This window comes from Mesobacillus persicus (assembly GCF_900109925.1).
GTDB lineage: Bacteria > Bacillota > Bacilli > Bacillales > Cytobacillaceae > Mesobacillus_B > Mesobacillus_B persicus.
This window is the reverse complement of the sequence record NZ_FOBW01000003.1, coordinates 196,289-209,926: the sequence shown is the minus strand read 5'-3', so window position 1 is coordinate 209,926 and position 13,638 is coordinate 196,289. Positions and strand designations below refer to the sequence as shown.

At 39.6% G+C, this 13,638-nt stretch carries 12 protein-coding genes; 2 read left to right on the top strand and 10 right to left on the bottom strand.

Annotated elements, in window-relative coordinates; genetic code table 11:
* Positions 1 to 115 precede the first annotated feature (115 nt).
* The 8 genes from BMX30_RS06130 to BMX30_RS06095 form a co-directional block, all read right to left on the bottom strand.
* Positions 116 to 2,182, bottom strand: a complete 2,067-nt coding sequence (locus tag BMX30_RS06130; protein WP_090742312.1) for a DUF4179 domain-containing protein — start codon at positions 2,180 to 2,182, stop codon at positions 116 to 118.
* 56 nt (positions 2,183 to 2,238) lie between these two features.
* Positions 2,239 to 2,709, bottom strand: a complete 471-nt coding sequence (locus BMX30_RS06125) for a PP2C family protein-serine/threonine phosphatase (RefSeq protein WP_280139940.1) — start codon at positions 2,707 to 2,709, stop codon at positions 2,239 to 2,241.
* A 328-nt stretch (positions 2,710 to 3,037) separates the two neighbouring features.
* Positions 3,038 to 3,883, bottom strand: coding sequence for a sulfurtransferase (locus BMX30_RS06120; protein WP_090742309.1), 846 nt, complete (start codon positions 3,881 to 3,883; stop codon positions 3,038 to 3,040).
* 104 nt (positions 3,884 to 3,987) lie between these two features.
* Positions 3,988 to 5,916, bottom strand: coding sequence for an IucA/IucC family protein (locus BMX30_RS06115; RefSeq protein ID WP_090742306.1), 1,929 nt, complete (start codon positions 5,914 to 5,916; stop codon positions 3,988 to 3,990).
* Between the two features lie 295 nt (positions 5,917 to 6,211).
* Positions 6,212 to 6,814, bottom strand: coding sequence for a response regulator transcription factor (locus BMX30_RS06110; RefSeq protein WP_090742303.1), 603 nt, complete (start codon positions 6,812 to 6,814; stop codon positions 6,212 to 6,214).
* Positions 6,811 to 7,947 (bottom strand): sensor histidine kinase, encoded by a 1,137-nt coding sequence (locus BMX30_RS06105; protein ID WP_244532506.1) that lies wholly within the window; start codon positions 7,945 to 7,947, stop codon positions 6,811 to 6,813. Before BMX30_RS06105 ends, BMX30_RS06110 begins: the two co-directional genes overlap by 4 nt.
* Before the next feature lie 5 nt (positions 7,948 to 7,952).
* The gene (locus BMX30_RS06100; protein ID WP_090742300.1) at positions 7,953 to 8,693 is read right to left on the bottom strand and encodes an ABC transporter permease; all 741 of its coding nucleotides are present in this window, start codon (positions 8,691 to 8,693) and stop codon (positions 7,953 to 7,955) included.
* A gap of 1 nt (position 8,694) precedes the next feature.
* Positions 8,695 to 9,594 carry an ABC transporter ATP-binding protein gene (locus BMX30_RS06095; RefSeq protein WP_090742297.1) on the bottom strand — a complete coding sequence of 300 codons (900 nt, stop codon included), beginning with the start codon at positions 9,592 to 9,594 and terminating at the stop codon, positions 8,695 to 8,697.
* A 373-nt stretch (positions 9,595 to 9,967) separates the two neighbouring features.
* Here BMX30_RS06095 and BMX30_RS06090 point away from each other — a divergent pair, with 373 nt between their 5' ends.
* Entirely contained in the window at positions 9,968 to 10,603 is a 636-nt protein-coding gene (locus BMX30_RS06090; RefSeq protein WP_090742291.1) for a YitT family protein, read from the top strand.
* A gap of 264 nt (positions 10,604 to 10,867) precedes the next feature.
* The gene (locus BMX30_RS06085; RefSeq protein WP_090742289.1) at positions 10,868 to 11,224 is read left to right on the top strand and encodes a hypothetical protein; all 357 of its coding nucleotides are present in this window, start codon (positions 10,868 to 10,870) and stop codon (positions 11,222 to 11,224) included.
* A gap of 61 nt (positions 11,225 to 11,285) precedes the next feature.
* On the opposite strand, the gene BMX30_RS06080 is transcribed toward BMX30_RS06085, so the two are convergent.
* Both BMX30_RS06080 and BMX30_RS06075 read right to left on the bottom strand, forming a co-directional pair.
* Positions 11,286 to 11,816, bottom strand: a complete 531-nt coding sequence (locus BMX30_RS06080; RefSeq protein WP_090742286.1) for a hypothetical protein — start codon at positions 11,814 to 11,816, stop codon at positions 11,286 to 11,288.
* Positions 11,817 to 11,917: 101 nt separating this feature from the next.
* Positions 11,918 to 13,636, bottom strand: coding sequence for a PQQ-dependent sugar dehydrogenase (locus tag BMX30_RS06075; protein WP_090742283.1), 1,719 nt, complete (start codon positions 13,634 to 13,636; stop codon positions 11,918 to 11,920).
* Positions 13,637 to 13,638 lie beyond the last annotated feature (2 nt).

The following is a 13,638-nucleotide window of genomic DNA, read 5'->3' as shown; positions in this document are numbered from 1 at the left end:
AACCAACCTATCTTTCTAAAATATATTCATCGACTTGCCTGCTCTTTAACAACCTTCGTCAAATAAACGTCTCAGACGGAAGAACAGAAGATACACAAAACCCACCGTTCTAAAGTTACTCCACCGAAAGCTTCACAACCTCATCCAAATACTTTGTTGTGCTATACCCATAAATCTCCAGCCTTTTCGGAATGACGTTTTCTCCGCCGTTACTGTGCAACCCTATTGTTTGAACCGTATAAAAATAACGGGGCTGCTCGAGTTCTTCATACGAGATAGGGTTTACACGACTCATATCATATTCTCTTCCATTTTTATCAACAAGCACTCCCTCTGCATTCATATCCATCGAATAAATCTCATGCTCATCCTCGCCCCTAATATCGAACTGAAACGACTCAAAGGCACGGTCTTCAATTTCATGATTGCTTAAGACAACTTTGGTAGGCTGTCCTACTTCCACCTTGTCGATGGAGATGGTACTCCCTGCATATTCAAACGTGTGAGGGTATTCCTGAGAAGCTTCTAGTTCAACCGTTTTTGGATCGTCAAAGGATAAGTGAGCAGATTCAAATTGAACATTGAACTCTTCTGGCTTTTCTCCAAACAGAGGGTCAAAATGTGCTTGAAACGCAGTCCAATTCCTGTCCCGCTGTGAGTCCATATAGGAACTTCCATACTGATCTACATTCACCTTTTTATTATTAACTTCTAAATGGTTAAAATTAAGATAATCCATTCGCTTATCTGATCGCTGATGAGAAATGCCATATTCCAAAATGGTTGCCGTTGGGGCAATTTTTAGCTTATCAAAGCGAACCGCAATCCCCTCAACTTCTGTTTCTTCATCTAAGACATATTCGGTGGAAGTTTGTTTTGTAACAGGGATCTCGAAACTCCATTCTCCTGTTTTATTTTCCATTCCATAAGCTCCAACATTGGTAGCATCACGAATCAATTTTTGTAGCTTTGTGATTTTTAGATGAATGGTCCCATTTTCCGTTACGAGTGGCCGCAAACTAATTTTTCCATGATACACGTTCTTTTTTTCCTTATTTACATCCGATTCAAGGTCAGGAGGAGAATACCTTGGATAGTTTGCAAGATCCATGATTTCATATTCATTCTCGACAAGAATCCCATCATGGTAATCCATACTATATTGATTGTCCTCAGTTGTATCTTCTATTTCATAAAAAACAAGTGTCTGAACATCATCTGCAATCACACTCTTGATGTTAATTTTTACTCCATCACTTTCTGCCTCGAGGTTCAACCTTTCACCAAGATCATGTTGTAGAAAGGCAACCAATTGTTGGTCATCTTCCGTCCAGGCATAGTAGAGGTTGGTAAACACCCCTGTGAAAAAACCGATTCCCAGGATAAATGCGAAAACACCAACACCGATTAACCCGATCTTTTTACGTTTGTTTCTTTTCTGTTGGCGATGCTTTTCCTTTTCAGCCAGCCGATCTGTGATGTTCTCCATGAAGCCAACGGGAACTTGGAATTCCTCCATTCTTTCCGTAAGATTCTGCATCGTTAACAGAACATCCTGAAAGGTCGCGAGGTCCTCCTGACAGTCTGGACAATGATAAATATGTATCTCTAAATCTATCTTTCTCGCGCGGTCCATCGTTCTTTCTAGGTATTCGATATAGTCCTTATGGTACTCTTTACAACCATGAAAGCTTGCTCCGTGTCCCATTTCTGTTCTAAGTGACTGGATTCCAGCAAACAACAGCTCTTTCACCTTTTCGACAGGAAGTTGGAGAAGTTGTGCGGTTTCCTCCTTGGAGAATCCTTTTAGAAAGTTAAGTACCATTACTTCTCTCTCAGTCGCTTTTAATCGATCTAGGTGTTTAAGCTCATCCGGAACTGGTAGACTTTCCTCTGAAACTTGTACATTTTTATCTTTAGAAAGCTCCCGGCAAATATGTATAAAAATTGATGTAACCCACAATTCAAAGGATGTTTCACTTTTAAATCGAGGCAATTCCTTGTAGACTTTTAGGATTGCCCGATAAAATAGCTCTTCTATTTGCTGCTGATTCAGACGATAAGTCCGACCAAGTAAATAGAAGGATTGTTTATGCTGACTGAACCACTCGACAATGGCATCCATACCTTCTGCTCTGATTGCAGGGATTGAAATGGGTTCTATTTTTGCTAGATTCATCATGTGTTCACCTGCCTTCTTTTACCTTTCCGCCTTCTAGATCATGCGTCCGACCAGCTTTATTTTAAATCAATTAAAATAAAGCACTGGTCGTCATTTTTATAACATTTGTTTCCATCTTCTTCGAGAGTTTTCGATAGTTTATCTTTTACATTCTCTAAGGTCAGCGTTGTAGAATCTTTTAACAAGGAACCTAAACGATTTTCTTCGAGGGGTTCTGATACCCCGTCTGTATAAAGAAGGAGCCTTGCCCCTTTTGTATATGAAAAGGTAGAGGAATGAAAATCAATTCCCTTGAATAAACCAATCGGTGGGACGGTCGTTTTTAGTTCTTTTTGTCTTCCGTTCTTATCAAGATAAATGGCTGGTGGATGACCAGCATTGATGTATTCAATCGTCTGTTTTGTTGTATCGATAAACATATAGATGGCTGTACAATAATGATAAAGATCGTTATCACTTTCTACTATATTGTGCAGTTGGTAATCTAGTTCTTTCATCACTATATTTGCTGAAACCCCTTTTGATATTAATCGTTGTTGCGAGTGATCGAACTCTGCGTCATATTTAATCTCCTTAAAATTGGTTATCTCTTTCCATCATAACATTTACAAGAAAATAGTTGGTATAAAAAATGGGACAAAAGGATGAGTACATGGGTACATTCCTAAGAAAAACTCCCTGCTCCAAATGAACCCCAATATCTTAGCCTATTTATATTTAAAGATGTTTATGAATAAGTGGTATTCCCTTTCACAAGCCTGAAGATTTTTACCGAAGCTCAACATAAAAAAGGATCAGTCCACCAGTATAGGTAACCCTACTTCTTTGGCGAACTGACCCGATGACAAGGTTGAATTACCTTGTTTCTTTTCCTTTTGCTACTGGATTTTCTTCATATGAGACCCAATCACTATAGCTTCCGGCATATAGCTTTACATTGTGGAATCCTGCCATTTTTAAAGCCATATAATTTGGTGTAGCGGTAACGCCTGAGCCACAATAAACAATAATTGGTTCATCCTCAGCTAACTCGGCAAATCTTTTTCCCTGTTCTTCCTCAGTTTTAAATGAACCTTGTTCGATTCCTCCTGCCCAAAATTTATGAATTGCTCCAGGAATGTGCCCAGGAACCCGATCGATTGGTTCAACCTCTCCTAAGTATCGTGCCTCATCCCTTGAATCAATTAGGATTGGAGAGTTTTTCTTATTTGAGACAATCTCCTTTACATCTTCATACGTAGCTAACATCTCTTCTTGAAGGTCGACTTTAAATGAAGCGGGTTCAAGTTCAGGAACATCCTCGGTGGTTGGATAACCTGCTTCTTCCCACCCTTTAAAGCCTTCATTTAACACAAATACATTCTCATGTCCCATATAGGTAAGCAACCACCAAAAGCGAGAGGCAAACTGACCTTCCCCACCATCATAGGCAACAACGGTTTTAGCATTGTCTATTCCCACCTTTTCAATTTCAAGTCTTAGTTGATCTATATCTGGAAGCGGATGTCTTCCGCCATGTGTTGATACCGGTGAGGACAATTGTTTTTCTAAATCAAAGTAATAAGCACCAGGAATATGGCTTTCTTGATACAGGCGTTTTCCTTCATTCGGCTTTCCTAATTCAAATCGGCAATCAATAATTTTGACCTGCCCGTTTCCTAATTGGTCAACGAGCCATTCCTTATTCACACTAACATTCACTCTAATCGCCTCCTATTTAGAACATAAGGCACGATATGCCATTGCCCATAAATTATTTGAAAAGATTTTATTTATTAAAAGCAATCGGGATACGATGTCTGTCCTTATGACCATAACGGATTCGGCAAATCAATAAAAGCATAATCGGTCACATCATCCGTTAATCGCATGAGGGTTAATGCTTTCGTTTGGACGGTCTTTCCTAATATAGCCGCCCGATCACTTTCTATGTTCGCGCGAATCGTCTCATCCTTTCCCAACTCTTCGAATATATCAGTGCAAATCTGTTTTACAAGATCCCAGAAATATTGTTCGCTAACTCCATACTTTTTTGCTAAATAGTAGGTCAATTCACCGATGTGGCTTTGAAAGACGGTATGAATGACCTTATTTTGCATTCCGACTTCATCGGGATTAATCGTAGCGGACCCAGGAAAATAGCTTCCATAAAACCCCTTCCGTTCTAAACGATTGGTGTCAATTCTTACCCCACCTAAATCACGAATTACTACTTTTACAGGCTCATACTCTTGCAATACAATCAACGTATTTTGCAGATGTGCCTCTAAACCAATTCCGTATTTCGTCATCAATGGAATCACACTAGAAAGGACAACAGTCATGTATTTTTCAAAGAAAAGAACTAAATTCTCTTGCAAGGTATTTTCAGCATTTCGCAAATGAAATTGGTCAAAAATTTCATATACTAAAAGATCATTCGTAACAGGCGAAAGATTAAACAAGGCGCAGGCCACTACAGCATGTTCTCTTTCCTCTAAAAATGAAGCTGGCGTTTTTCTTATAAGGTAAGATAAATTCTTGTTCCTATCACGAAAGTTCGGTTCAGATGCATCGTTTGATTGAAAACGCACACCAATCTCCTCACCTATGATGGCCAGAGTATCATTTAGGGATTCTTCTCTTTTTAAAATCTCATTTAAGATTAAGGTAATCTCAGGACCATTATGAATGGAGTTCGGCGAAATGGTTCTCACCGCACTTGTCATTTGTACATTGATTGGCAGTTTCATATGAAAATTTTTCTTTTCAGGTAAAACTGTGCGAACCGACAATGTCGGCTTTACTGGAACGGAGGTCTCAGCGAACAAAATTTGTCCTTTTGCGATTTCTTCTGAATAAAGGGAACTCATAGTATGTTCCTTCTGCCAGGGATGAACTGGAATGATATAAAAGTCATCAAAATTTTGATTGTTTTCTAAGCATACTTTCGTCATTTCACTGGCAAGCTCGGGATATTCTTTTAACCAAAACTGATGAATATCCTCGCTCTTTATTTTTGGGTTATGATAAGCAATTTCCTTATGTATAGCAGCAAAATACACGGGGACAGAGGAATCAAATTCAGCTGAATAGTCCATGATTTCATCAATGCTTAAACCAATTTTCGACTTTGTACATGGATGTAGCAAATGCCCTGACACAGATAATTGTTCAAAAAACAATGCTTCATCAAAACGATGATTTTGTTCTGCGAGCACTCCCGCTAGCTCGAAAATTGATTTTGATTCTGTTTCTGAAATCACATTCTGTAGCTCTTCGGTTCTCACCTGTTGAAACAACAGAGCCAGCCCCATATTTGCAACGCTATCGGAAAGCTCTGCCTGAAGTCCATGTAAGTTCGTAAAGGTTGCTGCTTGCTCTTCCTTCACATCCTTCATGACCTCCAGTAAAAAGGCAGGGTGGACAATTTCAGTAGGAGATTGATTTTCAATCAACATCGGATTTTCATCAATCTTGAATCTGTTGTAACTATATCGATCAGAAATTGGGATGATCAGTATCCCCTTTCTGACAGGAAATTCTAACTGATTAGAGGAAGAAAGCTGACTTTCGATTTGCTCATTTTCAAAAAAGCCTTCTCTTAACAACGCATTGACCATTCTTTCCATAATCAAAAGTCGAGCTTTAGACACGCAGCTTACATATTTATCAACTAAATGAGGGTACTTTGATTCAATATATTGATATATTTTCGTTTCTTCTTTTTCTAACTTAAGTTCTGATCGTAACATTTTTTGCCTCCAGCTTTTTCAAAAGTAATAGGTGGGATTTTAGGGATTCTTCGAATTAAGCCTCCTCCCACTTACGGAAGTCCTTACTTCTTAAAAAATATCATTTCTTAAACTTAATTACTTCTCTTTTTACGTATAATCCTTGAAAGAAAGATGATGAAAAAAAAGAACTGTAGCATACACAGCTCTTTTACTATTTCTATTTTATTTAATGCAACAGACCTGAATACATCTCAGCAAAAAAAGCACTGTCGCTGAAATGTAATTTCTGTCTGCCAAACGGATCAATCCTTGCCTATATCCACCCTTTTTCCTTCGCCACGGTAACCGCTTCAGTTCGGTTCTTCACTTCAAGTTTATTAATAATCTCTGACATATAATTCCGGATCGTACCAGCCGATAAAAATAATTCTGCTGAAATTTCTTTCGAGGTTTTTCCTTCTGAAGCCAATCTTAGTACATCCTTCTCGCGGTCGGTAAGTGGGTTATCGACCTTTATGCTTCCAAAAATCAGTTCAGGTGCAAATTCACGCTTCCCTTTCATCACACTACGGATGGACTCTGCTAGTTCATCAATCGATCCGTCCTTTAACATATAGCCATGTACGCCAATTTTCACCGCTTGTTCAAAATAACCAGGGCGAGCAAAGGTGGTCAGTATGATGATCTTGCATGGCAGAAACAGGTTCTTCGCTTCCTCTGCCACTTCAAGACCGCTCTTAAAAGGCATTTCAATATCCATTAAACATACATCAGGTCGAAGGGAGAGGAGCATCTCCAAGGCTTCCTTCCCGTTAGATGCCTCTCCCACAATCTCAATATCATCCTCAAAATCTAGTAAAGAGCCTAAAGCTCCCCTTAGCATCCCCTGATCTTCTGCAATCATGACTCGAATCAAGAACCAACACCAGCTTTCTTTTCCTTTACAATGATTGGAACCGTAATAATCAACTTGGTTCCTTTCTGCGAAATGATTTTTACCAAACCATCTATTAACCTTAAACGTTCGTTAATTCCTTTCAAGCCGTTCCCTTCGCTAGAAGTTCCCTCAAGTCCCTTCCCGTCGTCAAGGACCGTTAATTCAATTTCACCTGCTTTTTTTACCACCTGGACAACACAGTTATTTGCCTGACTATGTTTGACCACATTTGTTACCCCTTCTTTAAGGCACATGCTGAGGATATTTTGCGTAAGCAGTGGGACGTCCGCAAGCTTCGAATCCCCTTCGAAACGAAACGAGATCCCTGCTGTTTGTAAAATTGACTCCGTCTCAATCAGCTCCTCCGCCACAGTAATCGCTCGCATGTCGGACACCAATTCTCTCACCTGCTTTAGCGCTGAGCGCGAGGACCTTTCAATCTCTTTCGTCTCGAGCTTCGCTTTTTCAAGATCCTTGCTAATCAATTTGTGAACCAGTTGACTCTTCAACGTAATCATCGATAATGTATGCCCCAAGGTGTCATGAAGGTCCCGAGCAATTCGCATTCTCTCATCGCGTTTTACCAACTCTTTGATTTGTTCATTGGCTTCATTAAGCTTTTGCTCCAACTCCATCCGACTGCTCATTGACCGAATACCAAAAGGAGAAATCAACATGATCAGAATAAATATTGCATTAAAATAGATGCTTTCTATCGGCAAGGTCTTCCAATGAATCATTACTGGTGTAATAATTGCTAAAATAAACAATCCTAGTGCTCGATAAAACATCTTCTTACTTTTATACCAACCTATAAAATTAGCTGTAAAAAATCCTAAAAAGATATTATAAAGATCATAAAAGATAGCTAGGATTAAAATAATCGCAACCTGAACCACTAGCCAGTTCGTATACGCTTTCTTATCAAAAGAGTTATAGAGCTGCCGGTATGTCACTAAAAACAATAGCAGCAGCCCAATCCCAGCTATTCGTGTCCAGCCTTGTTCAATTGAGACATAATAAGCAGGCATCACAAGATAAATCAAAAACACATATGGAAATAACCCATATCTGGCTGGAAAGATCTTTAACCCCTTCATCCTTTGTAGCATGTAGCTTACACCGCCGCTTCCTGTTTTCTCCTTATATATCCTGATATTACCATGAATAGGAGGAGGTACCCAACTAAAAATAGATAGCTAGACCATTCAGGAGTTCCCCCGCGGACGATTTGCCAAGGACCATGACCGAAATGATAAGACGGAAGCCATTTTCCAATCGTTTGGACAAAATCCGGCATAATTTCAAGCGGCATCCACATTCCCCCAACTAGCGCAAGAACCATATAAATCATATTTGAGACCCCTGATGCTGTGTCTACCCTTTTCATTGTTCCCACCAATGTTCCTATCGCAAGAAAAGGCAAGGAACCGAATAAAATCCACACCGCGCACATCAACCACTCGAACGCTGTAAGAGAAACACCATTAATCAGAGCCCCTGCTAAAAAAATTATCACAATCGAAAAGAGATGAATCAGTGTTTGAGCAACCATTTTAGCAAAGAAATAAGCTTGATCCGATAAGGGGGTGATCCTCATAAACATGGACCATCCTTGCGTTCTTTCCTCAACAAGACGAATCCCGAGAGTCATGATGGCAGAACCCATCACACTAAAGGCTGTCATTGACATTAAATAATGAGCCTGCCATACCTGGTCATCCTCAATCGACGAGTTAAAAATTCTCGTGAACACAACGTAAAAGACAATAGGCATGAACAACGACCAAAACAAATAATAGGGATTCCTTAAAATCCTCAATATTTCCATCTTGCATTGCATCGTAATTCCATCCATCTTAAACAACCTCCCGTTTATCTACTAGTTGTTCAAACGCATCTTCTAGGCGTCCCCGTTCAATTTCAATGTTGCGTATCGGAAGGTTTCGAGCAAATAATGCTCCCAACACCTCATCTGTATGCTCTGTTATAACATGGGTCCGCTCATTCTTTTGAAATACACCTGTTACTAGAGGAATCTCTTTTAACTCTTCAACCCCTATCGTAGAGTCCGATGTAAATGAAATCGATTGTTTGGTGAGTTTGGTCTTGATTTCTTTAGGAGTTCCATCGCTTATGATTTTTCCTTCGTGAAAGAGAATCACCCTTTCTGCTACATCATCTGCCTCTTGTAAATAGTGAGTGGTAAAGAGCACCGTTTTCCCACGTTGTTTTAACTCCCTTACCGTGTCCCAAAAAATCTTTCTTGATGTCACATCCAAGCCCACAGTCGGTTCATCAAAAAACAACACTTCAGGATCCCCAGCTAACGCAAGCGCAAAACCGAGCCGTCTTTTTTGTCCGCCAGAAAGTTTATTGGCCCGCTTTTGTAGTTCATCTTTAGAAAACCCTGTAAAATCGACTAGTTCTTCAAAAGATAAAGGGTGTGTATAGTAGCTTCTAAAAAGCTGAATCACTTCCCGAACCTTTAACGCATCTATCACGCTTACCTCTTGTAGCATGGCACCAATTCTCTCGCGAACGTATTTTTCTTTTGGATGTTTACCAAATAACTGAACGGTTCCCGATGTGGGTTCTAACAACCCAAGCATCATCATCATCGTTGTTGTCTTGCCCGCTCCATTTGCTCCAAGAATCGCCACTACCTCCCCTTTATGAATCGAAAAGGAGATCGTATCTACTGCCGTTTTATTTTTAAATGCCTTCTTTACATTGCTTAGGACAATTTTTGGTTCCATTCATAACACCTCCAACATTTATAATTTTATTTTAAAACGATGGAAGGAATTGGATTAGTAGACTTTGTCATGATGTTAAATGACAATTGTCATGAGACAGGCTGCGCACTCACGCTAGCATAGAAAATGAGTCAGAGAACTTGTCCCTGACTCATATCTAGGTTATTTGTTTTCGGTCCAACCCCTGTAATGATTCCGAATCTATTTGTTTTCGGTGTCCGACCCATGTAATGGATCCGAATCTATTTCTTAAAAGCCCAACCGGATTCCGTCGGATCAAACTTATGCTTAATCCCCACATTTCCCCCATTTTATTGTAATATATAAAAATACGTAAAGTTTACAGTCAAATCGAATTTAGGAGTTAACAAACATGCAAATGATTCAAAAATGGGCATGGATTCTGTTCTCCTGTTTATGTGTTGCCATCGGTGTTCAGTTTTTAACGTCTTCTAATTTAGTTATTGGTGGAACGGCTGGCTTAGGAATTGTCCTACAACACCTAACAGGAGTTTCATTCGGAATCTTGTTCTTCACCATCAACTTACCGTTTTACTTTATGGCGCTCTCTCAATTAGGACTAGCTTTTACAATTCGCAGCTTTATCAGTGTAAGTATTATGTCTGCGATGTCAGACACTCTCGCTCTTATGTTTACGTTTGAACTGCCACATCCTCTTTTGGGAGCAATCATCGGTGGAGCAATCATCGGCATCGGTTTGATCTTTCTATTTAAAGAAGGTTCCTCACTGGGCGGGTTTAATATGCTCTGTATTTTCCTTGATAAACGATACGGCATTAACCCAGGGAAGACGATGTTCCTAACAGATATCTTAATTGTTGCTTCGGCTTCTATCGTCTTTGGAATTGTCCAAGTGTTATATTCAGCGATTGCCATCTTTATGATGACGAGCATCCTTGGCCGCTACCATAAACGTGCACCAATTGAACGTCATAACAAAGTGGAACCTGATGAATATGAACAGAAGGAAACCGTATCGTCTCTATAAGCTCTCACAACTGGTAGTTCAAACTCTACCTAGATCAAAACCACTTACACAAACAAAGCACACGTAGCTTAAGTCACGTGTGCTTTGTTTTTTATTTTATCTAATCACCCTCTGAAATAACTCCATTCAATGCCCATACTTTAGCATTCTCCACGAGTATGGGCACTGAGACCCAGCCTTCTTTCTCTTATTTTCTAAATAACATCACAATATTTTAAACAATATGTAAATACATGTTATGCTATTTTAAGGGAGGGGATTGAGTTGAAAAAAATATCACATAAAGAAAGAGTGAAAAGATACAGTATAGTTTCTGTTTTCGTATGTATTTTACTTTTCAATAAAACTGAATATCCCGTCTGGGCTTATGCCTTAACCTTATCAATCTTACTTGGTGGCATTTTATATAATCTATATAGATGGAAATATAAGAAAGATGTCCAAAACGGACCAAGAACAGAACTCGTTCGCGAAATAATGATTACGATCGTTGCTTATTTGGTGCTGATATTTCCCTCAGATTTCTGGTTTAGCATAAGTTATTTTGCTATTTGTATCACTGTCGTTTTGTTTAGTTATTTAAAAAAACAAATGAAATACACAAAAAGCATCAGTCAATAAGCTGACGCTTTTTTCGTTGTTAATAACCTGTCTTCGCGATTTTTTCAATCTTTGGACCCTTTTATCCTCTCAATAGCTTCACCAATTTTGGTAAAACACGAATCACTAGCTCAATCCACGCCCAGCAATAGATAAACGAAAAACAGTATATATAGAGGAGATTCCAGACTTGAAAATCAAGTAATAAGGGTCCTAAAACAGGGAATTCAATTCCATACAATAACAAACAAATTCCCAATGTTAAAAAGCTACCTGAAAAGATGGTAATACTATATTTCCTCTTGAACAACAAAAGACCCCATCCGATTCCAATGCTCATTAAACCAGTTGTAAATGGAAATACAAACAATTCAGCTGGCTGTATAAGGAATAAAAGAAAGATGGCTACAAGATAGCTCAATAATCCATATAAAGGACCAATCAGTACACTGATAGTCATTGGAAACGAAGAGAGGGGACTGATCAGCATTCCAAATCCCGGAAAAATCCCCCCTGCAGATTGTAGTAAAGCGGCCACTAAGCCCAATAACGCTGTAACAACCAGCTTAAAGGTTGCACTACGCCCATTTCTTAAAGGCTCAATAATCGGCATATATCCACTTTTATGATCATTTCCCCCATGGATAAGTTCCGCCTCCTTCTTCCCTTTCTAAAAGGCTTTTCTCAAAAACTCTGTGAAAATAGTCTTGTAAATTACTTTCTATTGATCCTCCATATCGACCCTGTTCCCGCGCTTTTTTCTCTCGGCCCCATCAAGCCAAAATCGACAACAAATAGTTCCTCACCATTAGGATGAAAGAGTGCAGCAACTGGTCTTTTCGGACCTGTTTGAAGATCTAGCCCCTTTTCATTCCGATAAAAATCTCGAATTTGTCCGGTTTCCATATTCACCCGCACGACTTTCAATCCCTTTTTCCCGTCCATTCCTCCAAGTTGCCCGACGAAAGCTTCCCCCACAAATCCAAAATTTTGATTAGTCGAGAAAGAGAACTTGTTGGATGAAGAATGCGGTTCAAAACGAACGACTGGTTGACCGGCTAGTTTTGGGTGATTTTTAATGAGAAAGGTTGGCTTAGGTTTTCCTTCGACATGAAAATGAGGACGGTTTGCTGGTAACCCACTAAAAAAGTCTGGCCACCCATACCAGCCATTTTGTTTTACCTCCCAGAAATTATCCCAATCCCCCTTAATCGGACGGCTTCCTCTGTCGTCTGCCCCGTTATCCGTGACATATAGCTTTCCGTTGAAAGGAGAAAACGTTAATCCAAAGGGGTTCCGAAAGCCATCTGCATACACATGTAAGTTACTTCCGTCAAGGTCACAACAATAAATCACCCCATTTGCATAAAGGCTTCCCTTTATGACTTCTCCATCTTCATTTGGCACTCCAAAAGGCTTAAAAGCGCCCGTTTCAGCAATGTCACCTTGTGAAGATAAAGGATTCTTTGTGATGAAATTTTTTCCATATACAACATAATCCCTCGCTGGAGTATCATGAAATTGTCGATTACGTTTGAGCCAGGATTGATTGTCTGTACCAACGACTGCTGAATTCGTGGCCGTGCCAACCGTAAAATACAACCTTTTATCCGGTCCAACTTTAATATCCCCAGTAAAATGGTCACCACAGGTCTTTAACCCGGAAACAATGACTTGCTTCTCTCCATTCGCTGTCAGTTTGGTGATGGTGCCACATCCCTCAGGGGAACTTTTTTCAAACCCTCCCTCAGCAATGTAAAGACTATCTTCAAACCAAGTGATCCCTGTTACTGGTACCGAGAGGCCACGAACAATCTCTTCCTTGTTCCCTTGTGCATCAATTTTTAAAATCCGTCCTTCACCAGGGTCGGCACCATAGGCATAACCGGCTTCGGCCAAATACATATTTCCATTTCCATCGAAGGTCATAACGGTTGGAAAGGTCAGATCTCCGACTACTTTTTCAAGTTCATATCCTTCCGTTAAAAAATACTCTTGTCTCTGATTAGACTCTACCTCATATTCAAAGTACTGCTGTAATTCCAAGAGTTGATTGATTTGCTTTCTTTTCGTCGAAATGAGGTTCCTTAAATACTGCGATTCATGAGATTGGTTTGATATTAACATGGGATAGCTTTGATATTCTTTAAGTAGCTCGTTTTCGCGTCTTGTAAGCTCAGCAAGAAGATCTGGTATATGATGAGGGGGTTCGAAATAGTTAGGATGATTTCTAAGTAGGTTAGCACGAGTAGCACTCATTTGTTGGAACGCCATGATTTGTGATTCTTGTAACCGAAGAAGGTGCTTAATTCTTTCATGCAATCTCTTTTCGGTATTGAGCTTTTTCAGATGATGATAGAGAGCATAATTCACATATTCCCAGCGAAACTCTTTTTCAACCATTCCCTTAGGAAGGTACCCATCATTCAACATGA